This is a genomic window from Methylomusa anaerophila (assembly GCF_003966895.1).
GTDB lineage: Bacteria > Bacillota > Negativicutes > Sporomusales > Sporomusaceae > Methylomusa > Methylomusa anaerophila.
Genome location: NZ_AP018449.1, coordinates 104425 through 127257, shown reverse-complemented (window position 1 = coordinate 127257; position 22833 = coordinate 104425). Strand labels below are relative to the sequence as shown.

Genomic DNA, 22833 nt, shown 5'->3' with positions numbered 1-22833 from the left:
AGCCAAGGAGTGAGGGTTTACTATGAAGAAAAACAGTACAAGTCATTGCCATGATGTTGCCATAGTCGGTATGGCCTGCCGGTTCCCAGGCGCTGCGAACTATGAAGCCTTCTGGCAGAATATAAGCCACGGAGTTAGTTCCATTCGGGAAATTAACCGGTTGAATTTTACTGAACTGCATTATTCAGCTACAAGGCAGGAGCAAAAATGTATCAGTAAATGGTACGGTTTACTGGACGATTTTGACTGGTTTGACAACATTTTTTTCAATATTTCCCCCCGGGAAGCAGCTAAAATGGATCCCCAGCAACGGGTTTTACTGGAAGAAGCCTGGCATTGTATCGAAGATTCCGGGATAGCTTTGCAGACGCTTCAGGAGAAGAAAACCTCCATATATGTGGGAGTTATGGCAACCACAGATTCTTTGACAGCCTATTCCGAAACCGATATCGACATATATTCGGCCACCGGCATGGATCAGTATATACTGGCCAACAGAATATCCTATCTATTGGGTTTCAGCGGTGAAAGCATTGCCATAGATGCAGCCTGCGCTTCATCTATGGTTGCATTATATAACGCCGGGAGGTCTTTGGCTAATGGTGACTGTGATTACGCAATCGCGGCAGGTGTTAACCAGTTTTCTCCCCTGCGGTATTTGCTGTGGTCAAAAAACCGTATGCTAAGTCCGGATGGCAAATGTAAAACGTTTGATAAAGATGCCAATGGTTTTGTCTCCGGGGAAGGAGTCGGGGTATTGCTGCTGCAGCCTTTAGAGCAGGCGATACAGGACCGGAATTACATTTACGGTGTAATAAAAGGCGCTGCTGTCAATCATGGCGGCAAGGCGGTCTCCCTTTCCGCACCGCGGGTGGAAGCGCAACGGGAGGTAATTATCGCCGCTTATGAAGATGCAGGCATAAGCCCGGACACCGTTACGTATGTAGAGGCTCATGGTACCGGGACTTCCCTGGGAGACCCCATTGAAATTGAGGCTTTAAACCAGGCTTTTCAAAGCTTTACGGCAGATAGGCAATTTTGTAAGATCGGCTCGGTAAAAACCAATATCGGCCACTTGGAAGCGGCAGCCGGCATTGCGGGTGTCAGCAAAGTCTTATTGATGATGCGCTATAAAAAGATACCTGCCAGTTTGAATTTGGACACGGTAAATCCAATGATTGACTTTGCCAATTCCCCGTTTGCCGTGGCCACTAGTTTAACTGCATGGACAAGCTCTCAGCCGGGATTACCGCTGCGGGCCGGGATTAGTTCCTTTGGCTTGGGCGGGGTCAACAGCCATGTATTATTGGAGGAGTATATCGATAGGAAAGTAGAAACCGGGCCGGCAGTCGGCTCTGACTGTTATCCGTTTCTGCTGTCGGCGAAAAGTTCCTCTTCGCTGCAGCATTTGCTGGACAATTGGCTTGAATTTACCGCAACCGAAAATTTTACACAATATACACTCAAGGATATTAGCCTGACTTTACTAACCGGCCGGAAGGCTCTGCCTTACCGTTATGGTGCGCTGCTGAACAATAAGGCGGCGATAATAGACTTTTTAAAACAGGGTCGCAACGATTCCCCTGTTAAGCGTACGAATCAATCCTGGTGTTTGCGCATTGGGGAATTTCACGGGAGCGGCGGTGCTGATTCGGCAGCGGTTTGCAAAGAAATGCCGTTATTTGAGGAAAATATTGAGCAGATACTGGGCATTTTAGCTGAATTTGCTGCCGGTCAGCAGCATAGAGAAGGGTTTTTCCAACAGAACTGGCCCAAGACCCATGAACCTCTCTATTGCTTTATAGCGACCTATGCCCTGATTGACATCTTACTTGCGGCAGGGTTGTCGGCGCATTCCATTACCGGTTTCGGGAACGGGATTTGGGCCGCTTTGACTATCAGCGGTATAACCGAACTAAAAGATGTTCTGGCAGTATTATGCGGGGAAAAAACAGTTGAACAACTGACATTTTCCCGGCCGGCAATGCCGTTTTATGATATCGTTAACCGGCAGGTGATAAAGCCTCATATTTTTACTGAAGACTATATTCAGGATTTACTGGCGGTACATATTGCTGACGAATTATTCCGCTATTACTTGGAAAAAAGCCGTTCGGTCGCCCGGCAGTTTACGTTTAAAAACTGCCTGCTGGAATGGGATAATAAGCTGAACCCGGCAGGATTAGTTATAAAGACAATGCTGGATAATCAAGGGGCAACCCTTACAAACAGTTTGAAAAACGGTAACAGAAAATTGTTGTTAATGCTTATTATGCTGGATGCTTTTAATAAGCTTAACCAGAGATGGAATTTATCGGAACGGCAACTGGTACCGGACCAGCGGTTTTATGAATTGCTGGATCTCATCGCGGATGAAGTAATGCCGAAAGAAACATTAATTGCTTTATTGGCAACAGATGACCCTGAGTTCATGGCGGCAGCGGCCGTATTAAACGCCATGCAGCATAAGCTCAATATGAAAAAATCTTACCGGTATTTACGCGCGCGCAGCCGGACGCTGGCTGAGATAGCGGATATTCCCGGATGGGTTGGACAATTGCAGGCCGTGTCAGAACTGCCGCCTTTGCCGGAAGCGGCGACTTTTGATTTTGGCAAACTAGCCGGGGATTCTCAGGCGGAAAGGACAATTACGGTGGATTCGCCAATGGCGCCGGCCGCTATTAAAGAGTCGCTGGTCGGGTTATGGAATCAGGGTATAGACATACAATGGCAAAAATTATATCCGGGCAATTCTTTTAGCAAGCTGCCTCTGCCTGGTTATCCTTTTACCCATACTTTCTTCGGCTTGCCTGGACAAACTACGGGTACGGTCTCGGATGACCCGGCAGATCCTGCTTATATACAGCTTGACCGGCTGAAAATGCAGGCAACAAAGGGGGCCGCCGCCGCGGTCATGACATTTAAAGAGCTTTGGCAGGAGGAAACTCTGGTCAATAATTCATATGTCCCAGTCGGCAGTATCATTTGTTTTGTCTCTGATCCGGACAATCAGCAAGCCGTTGTTAGTGCGATACATAGTATTAATCAGTGTATTAAGGTTATTTTTATCAGGCAGGGCGCTGCCTATGAACGCCAGACGCCGCAGCAGTATACGGTTTGCAGCCATGAACGTAAAAACTTTGAGGAGGCTTTCCGGAGCATACGCCGGGAGCATGGTGAGATAGATGCCATATTGTATCTGTGGGCGGTAGAAGAGCAAAGTCTGGTGAAGGAATATTCCCCGGTAGTCTGGCTGCTGCAAGCCATTGCCGCAGTCAGATTACAAGCCAGGCGGATATTATTGGCCGGCCAGTTTGAACATGCCTGGGAAAGGTGTTACCTGGAATCGTGGATTGGGTTTGAACGGTCTGTAAGGCTGGTTATGCCGGCTACACAGGTTACGGCAATCCTGCAGGAAACGCCTGAACTGCAGCAAAGCCGGGGAGCGGCCATGCGGGATTGGCTGCAGATACTTTGGGCGGAGCTTCAAGGCGGCAAGAGTCAAAGCGTTTTATACCGTAAAGGAATGCGGCATATTTGCCGGACCCAGGCTGCAAACATACCATCAGGTCAGAACATACTGAGAAGAGGAGGGGCCTACCTGATTACCGGCGGTTGTGGTAAACTTGGCTTTTTGTTCGCCCGGCATTTGGCGCGCCAATACTCTGCCAAGCTGATATTGACCGGCAGATCGCCTTGTGATGAAGATAAACAGGCTAAAATCAAAGAGTTAGAGGCTATAGGCGGGCAGGCCCTGTATCTGCAGGCCGATGTTTGTGACTTACCCTTGCTGCAGGCAGGCCTGCGGCAGGCAAAAGAACGATTTGGCGATCTTCATGGCGTTATTCATGCTGCCGGCATTCTCGGTACGCAAAGCATTCTTCACAAGGACATAACGAGTTTTCAACAAATACTTGCGCCCAAGATTACAGGAACCATTGTGCTGGATGCCTTGCTTAGCGAGGAGAAGCTGGACTTTATTTGCTATTTTTCCTCAATAGCGGCTATCTTAGGAGATACCGGCTCGTGTGATTATGCGATCGGCAATCGTTTCCAAATGGCCTATGCCCATTATCGCAACCAGCAGCACCACTTATCCGGAAAGGCCTTTGTCATCAACTGGCCTTTATGGAAGGACGGCGGCATGGGCTTTGGCCAGGCCGAGAATACCGGAACGTATCTGAAAGCAAGCGGTCAGCGCTTTCTGGAAACCGGGGAAGGGCTGGCAATCTTTGAAAATATATTGTCCCAGCATGATACCCAATACAGCGTTTTTGTGGGTGAATCCAACCGGATACACCAGTTTCTGGGCATGACTCAGGGGCAGGCGGCCAGACTGACGTCTGCTGCTGCCGGTCCTTTAGTACAGGGAAGGGGAAAGAAAATGAAGGGATTAAGTCTGGCGCAGCGCGTGGAATGGGATCTGAAAGAACAGGCCGCCAATTTACTGGAGATTTCCGTCAGTGAATTAAACCGGGAAGACAGTCTGGCGGAATTTGGCTTTGATTCAGCCAGCTTAGCGGAATTTGCCGGCAATTTAACAGTGTATTATGGAATTGAAATTACACCGGCCTTATTTTTCGGGTATTCTACATTGGAAAAACTGGAGCAATATTTTTTAACCGTGCACCAGGCCGCAATCCAAGCGTTTTACCGGGAAGAGATTGCCGCGCCGTCCGACATAACAAGTTCCCAATTGGCAGCAGCCACTTCGAGCACACTGCCCAGGCAACTAACCGACGTGGCGGTGGGCCATGATTGTCAAAATGGCTGTGAACCTATCGCTATTATCGGCATGAGCGGACGGTTCCCCCAGGCCCGCAATATTGACGAGATGTGGCGGATTCTTGCCGAAAAACGGGATGTGGTCGGTCCAGCGCCGGCAGACCGTTTTTTCGATCAGGGTTTGGGACAAAACCCCTGGCAGTGCGGCTGGATTCCGGGGGTCAGTGAGTTCGACCCGCTGTTTTTCGAAATTTCTCCCCGGGAAGCGGAGATAATGGATCCCCGGCAAAGATTATTGCTGCAGGAAGCCTGGAATGCCTTGGAAGATGCCGGCTATGGGGCTGACCAGCTAAAGTCGGGTAGAGTCGGTATGTTTGTGGGTGTCGAAGACGGCGACTATGAACGCCTTGTTGACGAAGAAGGGAGTATAACAGCTAATCACAATGCAATTTTAGCAGCCCGCCTAAGCTATTTTTTAAACCTGAGTGGTCCGGTTATGGCTATTAATACCGCCTGTTCTTCCGGGCTGGCTGCTGCCCACCAGGCAATCATGAGTTTACGCAACCACGAGTGTGAGACGGCGATTGCCGCAGGTGTCAATTGCCTGTTTACGCCGGCGGGGTTCAGCCGGATGAGCCGGGCCGGAATGTTATCCTCGGATGGCAAATGCTATGCTTTTGATAAACGGGCCAACGGCATGGTACCGGGAGAGGCGGTCGCGGTGGTGGTATTTAAGCGCTTGTCACAGGCAGAGGCGGATGGCGATCCGATTTATGCGGTTATTAAAGGCAGCGGTATTAATTTTGACGGCAAAACCAACGGCATCACAGCCCCTAACGGCATTGCCCAAGCCAGTCTTTTGAAGGAAGTTTATCAGAAATATGGTGTAAATCCGGGGGAAATCGATTATATTGTTACCCACGGTACCGGCACAAAACTGGGAGATCCGGTTGAAATCAATGCCTTGTATGATGCCTTTAAAGACTATACGGCTAAGCGGCAATATTGCGCGGTAACATCTGTTAAGACCAATCTGGGCCATACTCTGGCGGCATCGGGACTGGTAAGTTTGATTAGCCTGGTTCAGGCGCTCCGTCATGAGACAATTCCGGCCAGTCTGCACTGTGAGCAGGAAAACGACTATATTCACTGGCAGGATAGTCCGTTTTATGTCAATAAAACTACCAGACATTGGGAAAAAGTGAACGGTACCGGCCGTACCGGCGCAGTGAGTGCTTTTGGCATGAGTGGAACCAATGCTCATATGGTGGTGCAAAGCTACGAGGCGGAAAAACCGGGAAGCTGTCAGCAGCAGGCACCGTATTTTTTATTGGCTTTTTCCGCCAAGACACCGGAGGCCCTGCAGGAAAAAATTGCGGCAATGGTTGATTTTCTGGAAAGCCGGAACGGACAAGAGCATAGCCTGGCTGCCGTCAGCTATACCTTGCTGGCCGGCCGGCGGCATTTCAATCAGCGTTATGCGCTGGTGATCCAGGACCGGGACGACGCCCTGCAGATGCTGAAGCTGACCGGGAGTAAAGCGAAACTGCCCAATCTGTTTCAGGGCAATGTTCCCCGTGATTTTACCGGTCGAAAGGCCATAGAGCAGTGCGCCCGGGACCTGCTGCTGCAAACCCGGTATGGGCAGGAAGACCCAGACCGGTACCGGGAAATACTGTATGCCTTAGCAGATTTGTATTGTCAAGGATATGAGCTTCCCTGGAATTTGCTGTATGGTACTGCCGCCCCCCGCCGAATTAATTTGCCGGCTTATCCGTTCAGGCGGGAACGTTACTGGGCGCAGGGCAAGGGCGAAGTGCTCCCCGAAATTGACAAGCGGCCTGCAGCAGCGCCTCCGGTACAAACTGCTCCCGAGTGTCCCCGGACAGAATTTATCTGCCATAAGACCCTGATTGAATTCTTGAAGAAACAAATCGCCGTCCTTTTAAAAGTTACTGAAGGAGATATTGAAGAGAACGCTCCCATAACGGATTTTGGTTTTGATTCGATACTCATGCTGGAATTACGAAATAAGATTAATACAGAGATGAAAACGGAGTTTTCTATACAGGATTTTGCGGAAAATAATGACTTAAAAACAATTGCTGCCGGGTTACAGTATCAAATGGCGCTTGCAGCTGTCATTGTTACCGGAGAACACTCGCCAGGAACATTTGATGGGCAAGAGGTGTTCCTGATCTAAAACGATCGGATTTCTTGGGAACGCGTTTATCCTAACGATAAAGGAGTAATAGCGTATGGATAGTAGAGAACTTATCATCCAATTGGCGCAAAACAAGGTCCGGCTGGGGCTGGAGGGTGAAGATATTAAAGTTATTGCGCCTAAAGAAATACTTACCGGAGATACTGTGAACTTAATCCGGACATATAAGAGTGACTTATCTGCCATTATCCAAAAGAGAATAAATTCGGCTCCTCAGGTATTGCCGGAACTTATGCCTGATCCGGCCAACCGGCTGCTTCCCTTTCCCCTCAATGATGTCCAACAGGCATATTGGGTGGGGAGAACCGGTGCGTTTGATCTGGGGAATATCGCCACCCATACGTATCAGGAATTTGAAAGTAAAGAGATTGACCTTGGCCGTTTGCAGCAGGCGATCAACAAAGTAATTCAACGGCATGAAATGCTCAGAGCCGTTTTTCTGGCAACCGGTGAACAGGTAATTTTGCCGGAAGTTCCCCTTTATGAGTTGCATACGGTTGATTTGCGGGGTGAGGATGAAGCCGGGACCAGGCAAAAATTGCAGGCAATCCGGGATGAAATGTCCCATCAGGTTCTGCCTGCCCATAAGTGGCCGCTATTTGAGGTGTGTGCCACTAGCTATAATGACGGCGTAATCAGACTTCATATCAGCCTGGACATGCTGATTGTTGATTTATTCAGTATGAGTGTGCTGATAAGAGAATTAACTTTATATTATAGCAAACCGGAGCTAGAGATACCGCCCCTGGAGCTTTCTTTCCGAGATTATGTACTGGCCGAACAGCAGCTTGCAGATACCGAGCCCTATAAAAAAGCCAAAGACTTCTGGCTGCAACAAATTGATACCCTGCCTGCCGGGCCTGAACTTCCTTTTACCAAACCACTAAGCGCTATTAAAAAAGTACTTTTCCGCAGACGACAGGGAAAGTTAACACGTAAGCAATGGGAAACCTTCAAAGCAACAGCCAGAAAGTTCGGGCTTACTCCTTCCGTAGTTTTGTTAACGGCTTATGCCCTGGTTATTGCCTGCTGGGCAAAAAATCCCCGTTTTACGATTGATCTGACCCTTTTCCGCCGTCTGCCGCTGCATCGGCAGGTGAATGAAATTATTGGTGATTTTACTTCTGTGGTGTTGATGGAGATGGATTTCAGCAGCCCGTGTGCTTTCTGCGCTTACGCCAAACAAATTCAACAGCGTATGTACCGAAATCTGGATAATACCTTTTTCAGCGGTATTGAATTTTTACGGGAGCTGGCCGTAAAGCAGGGAGGAAAGCACCGCACTTTAATGCCGGTGGTTTTTACCAGCGGTCTGGGCCTTGACCTGAACGGCGGCTTGAAAGTTGATGATATATCCCCGGCTGTGGTTAATATCCTGGATTCTTTTGCTGAAAGCAGCTATGGTATCAGTCAAACCTCGCAGGTCTGGCTGGACCAGCAGGTATTTGAAATCAAGGGCGGGCTGGTCTTCAACTGGGACGTTGTGGACGAACTGTTCCCGGAGGGTATGATTGATGATATGTTCGGTAGCTACTGCCAACTGCTAGCCGGCCTGGCAGAACCTGAAGCCGACTGGGATCAGATTCTGCACCCGGTACCGCCGGCGCAGCTCGCCCAGCGCCGGCAGGTGAATGCGACTGAAGGGCCCGTGACGGATAAACTGCTGCAGGATCTCCTGGCTGAGCAGGTCAAAGTGGTTCCGGATAAAACGGCCGTCATTGCCGCCGGCCACACCCTTAGCTACGCCCGGTTGTTTAAGCGCAGCAACCAGCTTGCCAGGCGGCTAAGGGAACTGGGAGCCAGGCCCAACACCCTGGTCGCGGTGGTCATGGAAAAGGGCTGGGAACAGGTCGTGGCCGTCTACGGCATTCTTTTAGCCGGCGCGGCCTATCTGCCCATTGACGCCGGCGTTCCGCCCGAACGGCTGGACTATCTCCTGACCGCCGGCGACTGCAAGATAGCGGTAACCCAGGAAAAATACACGGCGGTGCTGGTTTGGCCGGCAGGCATGCAAACGGTCAGCGTGACCGACAGCAGCCTGGATTTGCTGGATGATTCGCCGCTTGAAAGCCTGCAGGCGCCAACCGATATTGCCTATGTGATTTTTACCTCCGGCTCTACCGGTGATCCCAAGGGCGTAGTTATCGATCACCGCGGCGCAGTCAATACCATCCTGGATATCAACCAGCGTTTGGGCGTTACCGGCGACGACTGCGCCCTGGCAATTTCCAACCTCAACTTCGACTTGTCGGTATATGATATCTTCGGCCTGCACGGGGCGGGCGGCAGCATTGTCCTGCCGGCGGCCGCGGACGCCAAAGACCCGGCCCGCTGGCTGGAATTGCTGGCAGCAAACCGGGTTACACTGTGGAACTCAGTGCCGGCCATTGTACAGATGCTGGTGGAATATACGGCGGGCAGCGGCAGGCAAATACCGGAGTCCTTGCGGCTGATCATGATGAGCGGGGACTGGATCCCGGTGGGGCTGCCGGCACAGATATGGCAGCAGCAGCCGGCGGTGGAACTGTACAGTCTGGGCGGGGCAACCGAGGCCTCCATTTGGTCGATTTATTATCCCATTAGAAAGGTTAATGCGGAATGGGCCAGTATTCCTTACGGAACCCCGCTGCGGAATCAGAGTTTCCAGATCTATAATGAAAAACTGGAACCTGTGCCGGTATGGGTGCCGGGGCAGTTGTATATCGGCGGCATCGGTCTGGCCCAAGGCTATTGGAAAGATGAAGCGAAGACCAGTGCCAGCTTTATAACGCATCCGGTGACCGGGGAGCGTTTGTACCGGACCGGTGACCTTGGCCGCTATCTGCCTGACGGCGCCATTGAGTTTCTTGGCCGGGAAGATTTCCAGGTGAAGATCGGCGGTTACCGGATTGAGTTAGGGGAAATTGAAGCGGCATTGGAAAAGCATGACAAGATAAAAGCGGTGGTTGTGGCTGCGACAGGCGAGAAAACGCAAAAACGGCTGGCCGGGTATATCGTTCCCGATGATTATGAGGAGGCGGCAGCCGGGAAAGAAGCGTATTATGCCGGCATTAATGAGTATTTACGCACAAAACTGCCGGAGTATATGATTCCGGGGAGTTATGTGCTGCTTCCGGGACTGCCGCTGACCGCCAACGGCAAGGTTGAACGGCAGCGCTTGCCGGCGCCGGATTCGCCAGCAGGCAGTGGGACCGACAGGCAAATAGCGCCCCGTACTGAGGTGGAAAAAAAGATTGCTGACATCTGGAAAACCGAATTGCAACTGGCCGAAATCGGTATTAATGACAGTTTCTTCAGCCTTGGCGGCGATTCTCTGGCCGGGGTACGCATTAATAACCGTCTATGCCAGGAATTTTCCATTGACATGTCCCTGGGGACGCTGTTTGAAACACAGACAATAAAAGCGCTGGCTTGTGTAATTGAAGACACCCTGCAGCAGGGTGTCGGCAGCTCGGCAGCGGCAGAACTACCGGCCATGATCGCCGACCCTGATAACCGCTATCAGGCATTTCCGCTGACCGATTTACAGCAGGCCTATCTGTTAGGGCGTAATCCGTATTTTGAGCTTGGCAACGTAGCCACCCATATTTATCAGGAATTTGAAATGCGAAATATCAATCTGCCAAGGCTCAACGATGCCTTGCATATGCTGATTGCAAGACATGACATGCTGCGGGCTGTTATTGTTAACGCCAGTGAGCAAAAGATTTTGCCGGCGGTTGAGCCTTATCCTATTGAGCTATATGATTTCCGAAAGCTGGACAAGCAGACCAGAGAAGGAAGGCTGCAGGAAATCCGTGAGTGCATGGCGCATGAAATGCTGCCTGCCGACAAGTGGCCGCTTTTTGATATCAGAGCAAGCCTTTTGTCCGAAGATACTATCAGGCTGCATATCCATCTGGATATGCTAATCATGGATTTTACCAGTGTCATGGTCTTCTTTAATGAATGGATGATGCTTTATGAAAATCCGGATAAACCTTTGGCGGATATGGAAATACATTACCGCGATTATGTTTTAGCGGAAAAAAAGATAAAAGATACCGTACCTTACCGGAACTCAAAAAACTACTGGCTGGTTAAAACAGACAGCCTGGCGCCGGCGCCGGAACTGCCGCTGAAGACGAATCCCCGGACTATTACCGATCCACGCTTCAGACGGAGGTTTTCCATCCTTTCGCCCGAACAGTGGAATACGTTAAAAGAAAAAGCCAAACAGCAGGGGCTTACTCCCTCCGGCGTCTTGTTTGCCGCTTATGCCATGATTATCGCCAACTGGAGTAAAGGCAGCCGATTTACACTCAATCTCACCCTGGCCAACAGGCTGCCACTACATCCCCAAATTGACCGGATTATCGGCGACTTTACGTCGGTAACGCTGGTTGAACTTGATTATTCCCGGCCGAAAACTTTCCTCTGCTGGGCGCAGCAGGTTCAGAAAGCCCTGCTGGAGACGCTTGACCACCCTTATTTCAGCGGAGTTGAAGTAATCCGCGAGCTTGCGGCACGCCGGGGCATGCGGGAAGCAGCTATGCCGGTGGTTTTTACCAGTGGGTTAGGGCTGAACAATGAGTTGAACAGCTTGTTCGAAATGCAGGAAGGCGAATGCTGCGGCTTAGCCGAAACCTCCCAGGTCTGGCTGGACCAGCAGGTATTTGAAATCAAGGGCGGGCTGGTCTTCAACTGGGACGTTGTGGACGAACTGTTCCCGGAGGGTATGATTGATGATATGTTCGGCAGCTACTGCCAACTGCTAGCCGGCCTGGCAGAACCTGAAGCCGACTGGGATCAGATTCTGCACCCGGTACCTCCGGCGCAGCTCGCCCAGCGCCGGCAGGTGAATGCGACTGAAGGGCCCGTGACGGATAAACTGCTGCAGGATCTCCTGGCTGAGCAGGTCAAAGTGGTTCCGGATAAAACGGCCGTCATTGCCGCCGGCCACACCCTTAGCTACGCCCAGTTATTTAAGCGCAGCAACCAGCTTGCCAGGCGGCTAAGGGAACTGGGAGCCAGGCCCAACACCCTGGTCGCGGTGGTCATGGAAAAGGGCTGGGAACAGGTCGTGGCCGTCTACGGCATTCTTTTAGCCGGCGCGGCCTATCTGCCCATTGACGCCGGCGTTCCGCCCGAACGGCTGGACTATCTCCTGACCGCCGGCGACTGCAAGATAGCGGTAACCCAGGAAAAATACACGGCGGTGCTGGTTTGGCCGGCAGGCATGCAAACGGTCAGCGTGACCGACAGCAGCCTGGATTTGCTGGATGATTCGCCGCTTGAAAGCCTGCAGGCGCCAACCGATATTGCCTATGTGATTTTTACCTCCGGCTCTACCGGTGATCCCAAGGGCGTAGTTATCGATCACCGCGGCGCAGTCAATACCATCCTGGATATCAACCAGCGTTTGGGCGTTACCGGCGACGACTGCGCCCTGGCAATTTCCAACCTCAACTTCGACTTGTCGGTATATGATATCTTCGGCCTGCACGGGGCGGGCGGCAGCATTGTCCTGCCGGCGGCCGCGGACGCCAAAGACCCGGCCCGCTGGCTGGAATTGCTGGCAGCAAACCGGGTTACACTGTGGAACTCAGTGCCGGCCATTGTACAGATGCTGGTGGAATATACGGCGGGCAGCGGCAGGCAAATACCGGAGTCCTTGCGGCTGATCATGATGAGCGGGGACTGGATCCCGGTGGGGCTGCCGGCACAGATATGGCAGCAGCAGCCGGCGGTGGAACTGTACAGTCTGGGCGGGGCAACCGAGGCCTCCATTTGGTCGATTTATTATCCCATTAGAAAGGTTAATGCGGAATGGGCCAGTATTCCTTACGGAACCCCGCTGCGGAATCAGAGTTTCCAGATCTATAATGAAAAACTGGAACCTGTGCCGGTATGGGCGCCGGGGCAGTTGTATATCGGCGGCATCGGTCTGGCCCAAGGCTATTGGAAAGATGAAGCGAAGACCAGTGCCAGCTTTATAACGCATCCGGTGACCGGGGAGCGTTTGTACCGGACCGGTGACCTTGGCCGCTATCTGCCTGACGGCGCCATTGAGTTTCTTGGCCGGGAAGATTTCCAGGTGAAGATCGGCGGTTACCGGATTGAGTTAGGGGAAATTGAAGCGGCATTGGAAAAGCATGACAAGATAAAAGCGGTGGTTGTGGCTGCGACAGGCGAGAAAACGCAAAAACGGCTGGCCGGGTATATCGTTCCCGATGATTATGAGGAGGCGGCAGCCGGGAAAGAAGCGTATTATGCCGGCATTAATGAGTATTTACGCACAAAACTGCCGGAGTATATGATTCCGGGGAGTTATGTGCTGCTTCCGGGACTGCCGCTGACTGCCAACGGCAAGGTTGACCGGCAGCGCTTGCCGGCGCCGGACTTATTACAGTTTGATCACAACGGTTATGTGGCGCCTGGCAACGAAATGGAAGAACGGCTGGTGCAAATCTGGCAGCGGGTATTGAAAGTCAATGATATCGGCATAACTGATAATTTCTTTAACCGCGGCGGGAACTCACTGCGGGCGGTGCAATTGCTGACGGAAATCAATAAAGAGTTTGCCGGTCTGCAAATGCCGATGGATGTGCTGCTAAAGGAGCCTACAATTGAAAAAACAAGCCGGTTTCTGCAAACGCTGATAAATGAGCGCCAAAACATTGATACTTGTTTGCTGCCAGACAATATCTCGTTTTTGAAAACTCCCGGCAAACCGGATTTACAATTGTTTTGTTTCCCGAATTCTTCATACTATGCCACGGGTGAGATGTTTGCGCCCTTTGCGGCCTGTCTGCCGGATTCTGTTAAGGTTATGGCGGCTAATCTTCCGGGGCATGGCAATACCAGGCCGCTTGTGCCAACAATCCAGGAAATGGTTGCGCTTTTTGCCGACTTTATCGTCCGGGAAAAGGATAAACCGCTGTATATTATGGGCTATTGTTTCGGCTGCACACTGGCGTTTGAACTGGTCAGAGAACTGGAAGCCCGAAATTGCGCTGTTGACGGTCTGATTATGATCTCATCCATGGCGCCTGACGCATCTGGCAAGCATTACTGGCCTGATGCAGCAGAGGATGAAATCGTACAAACCCTAAACCTGGCCGGGCCGGCCATGGTGCAAATGCTGGAAGGCATGTCGCCCGAGGAAATTGCTCATAACTGTGCAATCGTGCGTAATGACCTCGGGGCTATGATGAATTATCAATATCCGGAATATAAGCTGCGCACGCCGCTGTATTCGTTTCAGGGTGAAATGGATAAATACATCGTATCGACGGAATACCTGCCCCACTGGAAAAAGTATGCGCGGCAAGTTATCTATACAGTCATTCCCGGCGCGGAACATGTATTTCTGGAATCCCACACCCAGATTGTCGCCGACAGCCTGTGCCGGCTAGTTTTTGGAAAGGAGACCAAACATGCCAAATCAGTCGCTGATCTCCTTACGGAGTAATGGCGGAGGCGGAGGGACGCTTGTCTGCTTTCCCTATGCCTGCGGCAACGCCTCCATGTATTACCGTTTTGCCCAGGCTATCGATCCCGCTGTTGAGGTACTGGCGGCCGTTATGCCCGGACATGGAGGCGGTGGCGAAGCGCCGGTTACAATTGAAGAGTTTGCAGCGCCTTTTGTCCGGTTGACAGCGACCAGTCAAAAACCGGTATTTGTCATGGGGTATTCATTTGGCGGGTTTGTTGCCTATGAACTGGTACGCCGGCTTCTTGACAACAGATGCCAAGCCGTTGCCGGTTTACTGTTGATCAGTTGCCCGCCGCCCGGAGCCAGACGGGAGATGGATTTTATTCTTGCAGCCAGTGAGGCTGAACTGGCTGCATATACCCTTACCTGCTACGGGTTTGATCTCAGCCTGCTTACTGCTTCGGACAAGGATAACTATTTCCGGGTGCTGCGGGAGGATACTCGGGCTATGCATAAGTATATGTTTGCCGATTATCCGCTTACGGTACCGGCATTAGTGGCACTGGGCAAGCAGGAAGAGGAGATGGAACTGGTCCGGAATATGCAACGCTGGAGCGAGTATCTTGCGCCGGTAAGGTACTCCATGCTTCCCGGCGGGCATATGCTGATTAAGTCCTATCCGGATGCACTGGCCCGGATGGTTAACGAATTTGTGAACGAACAGACAGGGGTGAAGCGCTGATGCGTGTCTATATTGGTGTGGACATTGGCTCGGTAAGTATTGATGTGGCCATTGTGTCGGAAAATGATAGATTACTGGCAGATCAATATATCAGGCATAATGGCCGGATTGACGCCAGTCTTTCCGCCGTGATCCAAGGCATTGAGCAACAGTACGAAATTATCGCTATGGCTGCTACCGGGGTAGGAGCGCCCCGGGCTGTGGCTAAGTTTGGCGCAACGGCGGTGAATGAGGTTATTGCGCTTGTGCAGGGAGTTACTTGTCAAAATCCTGATGCCCGGACGATCATTGATATTGGCGGCCAGGATTCAAAGCTGATCTTTCTCGAAGAAAATATCAGCGGCAAAAGCGATCAACTGGTTCTCAGGGATTTTTCCATGAACAGTTTTTGTGCGGCAGGGACCGGCAGCTTTCTTGATCAGCAGGCGGCCCGGCTGTACCTGACAATTGAGGAATTTGCACAGCAAGCGCTGGTATCGAACAATCCGGCCCGGGTTGCCGGACGCTGCTCGGTTTTTGCCAAATCGGACATGATTCATCTGCAGCAAAAAGGAACATCCACTGAGGATATTGTTGCCGGCTTATGTCATGCGGTTGCCGGTAATTTTAAAGCCAATATTGCCAAAGGCAAGGAATTGTCGCCGCCGGTTATTTTTACAGGCGGTGTTTCTCAGAATCCAGGTGTGCTGCGGGCGTTTCGCACCGCATTCTCCTTATCCGAAGGTCAATTGTATGTACCGGTGCAGGCAGTGACTTTAGGCGCGTACGGTGCGGTACAATGGCTGCTAAACAATACTGCCAGGATAGCTGCTCATCGAAATGCGGGAACTGAAAAAGCCAAACAGGAAAATTCAGCAAGCGAGAGAAAGCAGTTGGCTCCTTTGAAGCCGGCGGAGGCGCGGATTACCCGCAACAAGTTTTCCGACAAACCGCAACTGCCTCGTGAACCGTTGTTTCTGGGAATTGATATCGGGTCAATCTCTACAAATATTGTGCTTCTCAGCCTGACGGGCGAAGTCGTTTTCAAACGTTATCTGATGACTGCCGGACAGCCGATAGAAGCCGTACGTTCCGGGCTGCGGCAGTTGTACGAGCGCTATGGACAGGACTTGTTTATTACCGGGGTTGCCACCACCGGCTCGGGCAGAATGCTGATCGGCGATCTCTTGGGTGCGGATGTCATAAAAAATGAGATTACGACCCATGCCAGGGCGGCTATTTTTGTAAACCCGCAGGTAGATACCATTTTTGAAATCGGGGGCCAGGATTCCAAATATATTCATCTTACAAACGGCATTGTGGATGATTTTACTATGAACAAAGCCTGTGCTGCCGGCACTGGCAGTTTTTTGGAAGAGCAGGCTCAGAAGCTTGGTGTGCAGATTAAGGAAGAGTTTGGCAGGTTGGCTTTATCTGCGGCCAGGCCGCTCGACTGCGGCGAGAAGTGCACCGTTTTTATGGAGTCGGAAGTTGTGAAATATTTTCAGGAGGGCGGCAGTATCGCCGAAATTACGGCCGGGCTAGCTTACTCCGTTGTGCATAATTATTTATATAAGGTAGTGGAAAACCGGCCGATAGGCTCCTGTATTTTCTTTCAAGGCGGAGTTGCCGCCAATGCAGCTGTTGTTGCGGCCTTTGAGGCGGTAACCGGGAAAGCCGTTTATGTCCCTGAACATTATGAGGTTATGGGCGCTCTCGGCTGTTGCCTGCTGGCCAGGGAGCATTACCTGGCAAATCCGGCAGTAAAGTCGCGGTTTAAAGGGCTTGATTATCTGGAACGCCCGTTTAAAACCGACACTTTTGAGTGCCGCAACTGCGACAATCTGTGTGAGATTAACCGGATTGCCATGGAGGGAAATCAGTTGCTGTATTATGGCGGCCGCTGCGAAAGGTATGAAGTGGCAGCCCGTACGGAAATAAACTCCATGCCGGATTACTTTGCCGCCAGAGAAGAACTGCTGGGCGGGCAGACGCCGGAAGTTGACAACAAACGGATCATTGGCATTCCCCGCACGCAGGTGTTTTATGAATACTTCCCCTTTTTCAAAACTTTTTTTGAAACCTTGGGTTTTGCTGTAAAAGTGACACCGGAGTCCAATCGTGATGCCATAAAGCGTGGTATCGACAGTGTCCGCACAACGACCTGCTATCCTGCCAAACTGGCGCATGGGCATGTAAGCTGGATGGTTGATCAGGCCAGACGTGGCGGAATTGATGCCCTCTTTATCCCGTCGTTGCGGGAAACACAGTCCTGCTCCCCCAGTCATCATCCAATGGCCAATCACTGTGACTTTATTGTTTTTATTGCCGAGATGACCAATGAAGCTTTGCATATCGAGCGGCAAGGGATACCTGTATTAAAGCCGGAGCTTCACTTTCGCCTGGGGCCGGAAGCGGTTAAGCGGGAATTATATAATATGATGCTGACTATGGGTATGGGATGTTATTCGGAACAAAGTGTTGACGCTGCCTGTAACGCCGCCTTTGAACAGTATTATAAATTCCGCAGGACTATGCTGGAGCAGGGCCGGGCGGCTCTGTCCCGTATTGCGCCTACAGATAAAGCGGTTATTCTCATCGGCAAGCTGCACAATACCTGTGACAAGGTACTAACGTTAAATCTTCCGAAGATATGGCGGGGACTTGGCGTTCACTGCCTGCCTATGGATTTTTTTGATTTTTATAGTTCGGAGGATGTACATGCCGCTTGGTATAATACTACCCTGGCCATGGGGCAGCGTATGCTGGCGCTTAGCGATATAGTCCGCGATATACCCAACGTGTACCCCGTCTATGTGACAAATTTCAGTTGCGTAAATGATTCAATGATGTCGCATTTTATAAAAAGCGAGCTTGGCGGCAAACCGGCACTGTATCTGGAAATTGATGAACATTCGGGAGAAGCCGGCATTATAACCCGGTGCGAGGCATTTCTTGACGCCATTAGCGGAAAAGCCGATACAACTGCGTATTATCCGGACCGCATTCAACGCCGGTCTTTTGACAGAAAAGCCGTTAAGACTCTCTATATACCTTATGTGGCTAAAGGCTCCAGAATCTGGAGCGCGGCATTTCGGCGCTGCGGCATTAATGCCGAGTCGCTGCCTGAACCGGACCAGGAAAGTATTGCCTATGGTCAGCAGTTTACAACCGGCGAGGAGTGTTATCCCTGTATCCTTATAACCGGTGATATTTTTAAAAAAATAATATCATCGCGCGGGGAACCCGGTATGGCTTTTTTTTCTCCCGGTTCCTGCGGCAGTTGCCGGTATGATTCTTTCAACCCGCTTCACAACATAGCGCTAAAAAAACTAATGCAAACAGGCGGAGCCGGGGATGCGGTTATTGTTGATGATTATGGTCCGGCAAATCCTCAATTTAAAGAAATTGTTGCTAGCCCCCTCTATAGAGCGGCAATCATGGAGGCGTTTATCGCTCTTGACACCTTAAACCGCCTGCTGCTGAATATCCGGCCGTACGAGTGCCAGGCAGGCATGGCGGAAAGGGCCTTTGAAGCCGGTATTGACGCTGTCGGGCATACACTGGAAACAGGCGGGGATTTTGCCGGCGCACTGCATAAAGCAGTGGCAGCAATGCTTGCAGTACCTGTTGACCGCACAATCCGGCGTCCCCGTATCGGGGTTATGGGCGAAGCCTATATACGCAATGTTGGTTTCTCCAGCAATAACCTTATTCAGACTCTTGAAGCACTGGGAGCCGAGGTTGTCACACCGCCGGTGCATGAGCTAATAAAATACACAAGGTATAAAAATATCTATTATGCGGAGAAAGCGGGGGATTCTGTTCAGGCCCGGACGGCGCGGCTAACCAACCAGCAAATTGACAACCAGGAAGAAAAATATCTCAGACCGGTTATTGAACATTTGGGCTATAATTTCGAACCATGTATGTTGACGCACATCCAAAAATCCGGGATGACGCTTAAAGCCGGCAGCCACATTGGTGCGGCGATTGAAATGATTAATTATAAAGCCGACGGTATTATTAATGCCATTCCCTTTAACTGCGTGCCTGGCATGGTAATAGAATCGCTCATGGAACGGTTTCGCAGCGAGTATCCCAATATTCCCTTTTTAACCCTGGTTTTTCAGGGACAAAACCAGGCGAACAACCTCACGCGTCTGGAAACGCTTGTACATCAATGCCAGGAGAAAATAAAAGAGGAGCAAAAAGTAGCATTATGATGACAAACAAAGTTGCCCTGTTATCAGCCCGGGATATGAGGAGGAGTATTCTGGCCGGGTTTATTAATGCCGCAAGTGTGGTTTGCGGCATTATCCCCTTTTTCTATATTGTTACCATGCTGGATTTACTGGCGCAGAAACAGCCGCTGGCGGCAATTCTTCCCCAATGCGGTATCATTGCCCTGCTGCTTGTTGCTAAAGCAGTATTTTACGGTCTGGGTCTGGCCGTTACCCACAGGCTTGCTTTTTCAACCCTGGCTGACATTAGGGGAAGGCTTATTGACCATATGGAGCGCTTGTCCCTGGCGGGTATGGAAAAACGTAAATCCGGCGAGCTTGCCCATATTGTCAATCATGAAGTTGAGCAGGTTGAACTGTTTCTGGCCCACGCTTTGCCGGAACTATTGATTGCTTCCATCATTCCGGTAGCGATCATTGGGTTTATGTATACCGTTTTTCAGCCGTTTGCCTTTATTTACGCCGTACAAATCCCGTTGCTGGTATTGTACACAATGTGGTATATGAAGGATTATGCACCAAAGTTTGATGAATATTATCAGCGCACCAGCCGGATGAGCTCAGACTTAATGGAATATATTGCAGGGATTCGCGTAATCAAAGTCTGTAATACAGGCAAGGGGAAAACCAGACAACTGCTGGAACAGATGCGCGATTATATCGTCTGGGTCAAACGGGTGACCCGCCTGATTATCCTGCCCCGTTTTGTCCAGAGTTTTATTATTGCGTGCGGCATGTTCTTAATTGCTGTTGTGGGGACAGAATATCTACTTGATAACGTTATTCAGTTCAAGACCTTTGTTATCGGCATTATTTTTGCCGGATTTTTTGGGGAATCGCTAAGTAAGCTGCTGGTTTACACTTTTCGCGTCATGAAATTTAACGCCTCCCGCAAGGCCATCCTGTCTGTTTTAACAATACCACCTCGAACGTGGCAAGAGACCGAAGTACCGGTTACAGGGGGGGATATACAGTTTTCAGCGGTCTCTTTTACTTACGAAGATAAGTCTGTACTAGAGAATATTTCTTTTACCGTCCGGAAGAATACGATGGCGGCATTGGTAGGAATATCCGGTTCAGGCAAAACCACAATTGGTAAGCTGATTAACGGTTTTCTCCTGCCTGACGCCGGGACGGTCACTATTAACGGTATTGCCACAACCGCGCTGCCGGAAGCAGCCATAGCCAGGCTGGTATCCTATGTTCAGCAAGATGCCTTTTTGTTTAATACCTCCGTTTATGAGAATATATTAATCGGTAATCCTGACGCGACAGAAAAGGAAGTATACAAAGCAGCCCGGCAGGCGCAAATCCACAATTTTATTCAGTCACTGCCGGACGGCTATAACACACAGGTCGGTGAAGGCGGCTCCCGTCTGTCAGGAGGGGAAAGACAGCGCATTGCCCTGGCGCGCATGATCCTCAAAGACGCGCCGATTATTATTTTGGATGAGGCGACGTCTTCCCTTGATTCTCAGAATGAACAGGCCGTAGAAGAAGCCATTGCAGCAGCCGGGGCCGGTAAAACGCGAATTGTTATTACCCACCGCCTGGATACCGTCAGTCATGCCGATAAGATCATCGTTGTGGATAAGGGATGCATCATTGACCAGGGTCTGCATGGGGAATTACTGACACGTTGCCGGCACTATAATCAGATGGTGGCTGCCCGGTATGCCGCCGACCACTGGACAGTAAGGGAGAAACAGCCATGTTAGCGTTACTGCGGAGTTTACAGGCAAGAGAGTTGCGGTTGATGACCGGAGCCATCATAACCTTTTCCATTATTGACCTGGCAGGAGCAGCTGCCATTTTTACACTTTTGTACATGGTTTTTGGCGTTGTTAACGGCACAATCACCCATAATACAATCGGCAGTTACTGGTTAGGGCTGGCCGTATTACTGTTTATTCAGGCCGGGGCCACAACCCTGGGCGATTTGATCAGTCATGAAGCCGGTTATTCACTGGTGGGACGTCTCCGTGAATCAATAGCCCTACGTTTGCAGCAGTTTTCTTTGGCCTTTTATACCAAAGAGCAGCTTGGCGAAGTCAGCTCGGTCGTACACAAGGATGTTGACACCATGGAAATGGTTGTTGCTCATTTGTGGACGCGAATGTTTGCCAATATCCTGGTTTCCATCATCCTTGGCAGCTACCTGTTTTATACCCACTGGCAACTGGCGCTGGTCATGGCGGCAGGTGTTTCCCTGGCGTTAGCAGTGTTGATTGCCGGCACCAGGCGAAGACAGCAGGCTCATGCCGTCAATAGGGCTGATAATATCGTCATGCTGGGCTATTTTCTGGAGTTTGTCAAGGGGATGCCGATACTAAAATCCTATAAAAAAAATGATTTATTGCAAAGACGGCTTAATGCCGCTGTTAAACAGTTTGAGCTAAGCAGCACCCGGCTTGCCAATGCGGTTGCCCTGGTATTGGGACATTATTTTGGCTGGCTGGAAATTTCGCTGGCATTGGTGGTAACCGGCGGTGCTTACTTTGTTCTCGGCAATGAACTTACAGTTGTGGAGTTTATCCTATTTGTCGTCATGAGTAAAGAGTTCTTAAAGCCGTTTTTTGCGGCGGAATCCTATTATTTGAACTATATCGTGGTTACAAACAGTTATCAGCGTATCCAAAGAATTATGACCTCGCCGGTTCTGCCGGATACCGGCAGCAAAGGTTTCCCGGCAAGCAGTGATATAACATTTGAGAATATTTCCTTTGCATATGACAGGCAAAATAATAGAGAAGCCCTTTCCAAAATAAACATTTCCCTGCCGGCGGGAAGTATGACTGCACTAGTCGGACCTTCCGGCTCAGGCAAAACTACACTCACAAATCTGCTGCTGAGGTTTTACGATCCTGATGACGGACATATCCGTATCGGCGGCGTTGATATCAGGGATATACCGTATGATACCCTGCTCAGCCATATAACCGTAGTGATGCAGGATACTTTTCTTTTCTCAGGCGCCATTTATGAAAATCTGCTGATGGGAAACCAGGAGGCGATAGAGACGCAAGTGATAATTGCCGCGCAACAAGCAATGATTCATGAGGAAATTATGGCATTGCCTGCAGACTATAATACCGTAATTGGTGAGGGCGGTGCCGGTCTTTCGGGCGGGCAGCGTCAGCGGTTGGCAATTGCCCGAGCCATTCTAAAGGGGGCGGAGATTATTATTCTTGATGAAGCTACAAGTAATATCGATCCTATCAATGAACACTGTATCCAGCAGGCAATTTCCAATCTTGCGCGCAACCGGACGGTACTGGTTATCGCTCATCATTTAAGGACGATTAAAAATGCAGATCAAATAATTGTGCTTGAAAACGGGGTTGTAGTTGAGGCGGGAAATCACACAACTCTGCTTGGGAATGGTCAGCTTTACGCAGCGTTATGGAATGCACAAGGAAGAGATATTAAAAATATAAATTTAGAAAATAGTAGACGGATGGATCTTTCTAAGCAAGGAAGTACTGCATAAGTTGATATTGTC

General features: G+C 50.4%; 6 protein-coding genes. All 6 read left to right on the top strand.

From position 1 onward, the window contains the following. The first annotated feature begins 22 nt into the window (after nucleotides 1–22). Genes MAMMFC1_RS00420 through MAMMFC1_RS00395 form a run of 6 tightly spaced genes read left to right on the top strand, consistent with a single transcriptional unit; the run spans nucleotide 23 to nucleotide 22821 of the window. Complete coding sequence (locus MAMMFC1_RS00420; protein ID WP_126305592.1) at nucleotides 23–6928, top strand: SDR family NAD(P)-dependent oxidoreductase; 6906 nt, start codon at nucleotides 23–25, stop codon at nucleotides 6926–6928. Nucleotides 6929–6983: 55 nt separating this feature from the next. After that, nucleotides 6984–14402 carry a non-ribosomal peptide synthetase gene (locus tag MAMMFC1_RS00415; protein WP_126305591.1) on the top strand — a complete coding sequence of 2473 codons (7419 nt, stop codon included), beginning with the start codon at nucleotides 6984–6986 and terminating at the stop codon, nucleotides 14400–14402. Further along, on the top strand, nucleotides 14368–15108 hold the full coding sequence (locus MAMMFC1_RS00410; protein ID WP_126305590.1) for a thioesterase II family protein: 741 nt from the start codon (nucleotides 14368–14370) through the stop codon (nucleotides 15106–15108). The genes MAMMFC1_RS00415 and MAMMFC1_RS00410 overlap by 35 nt, the downstream gene beginning before the upstream one ends. After that, entirely contained in the window at nucleotides 15108–19313 is a 4206-nt protein-coding gene (locus MAMMFC1_RS00405; RefSeq protein WP_126305589.1) for an acyl-CoA dehydratase activase, read from the top strand. The genes MAMMFC1_RS00410 and MAMMFC1_RS00405 overlap by 1 nt, the downstream gene beginning before the upstream one ends. Next, entirely contained in the window at nucleotides 19310–21049 is a 1740-nt protein-coding gene (locus MAMMFC1_RS00400) for an ABC transporter ATP-binding protein (RefSeq protein ID WP_158618583.1), read from the top strand. The genes MAMMFC1_RS00405 and MAMMFC1_RS00400 overlap by 4 nt, the downstream gene beginning before the upstream one ends. Continuing rightward, nucleotides 21043–22821 carry an ABC transporter ATP-binding protein gene (locus tag MAMMFC1_RS00395; protein ID WP_126305587.1) on the top strand — a complete coding sequence of 593 codons (1779 nt, stop codon included), beginning with the start codon at nucleotides 21043–21045 and terminating at the stop codon, nucleotides 22819–22821. The genes MAMMFC1_RS00400 and MAMMFC1_RS00395 overlap by 7 nt, the downstream gene beginning before the upstream one ends. Nucleotides 22822–22833 lie beyond the last annotated feature (12 nt).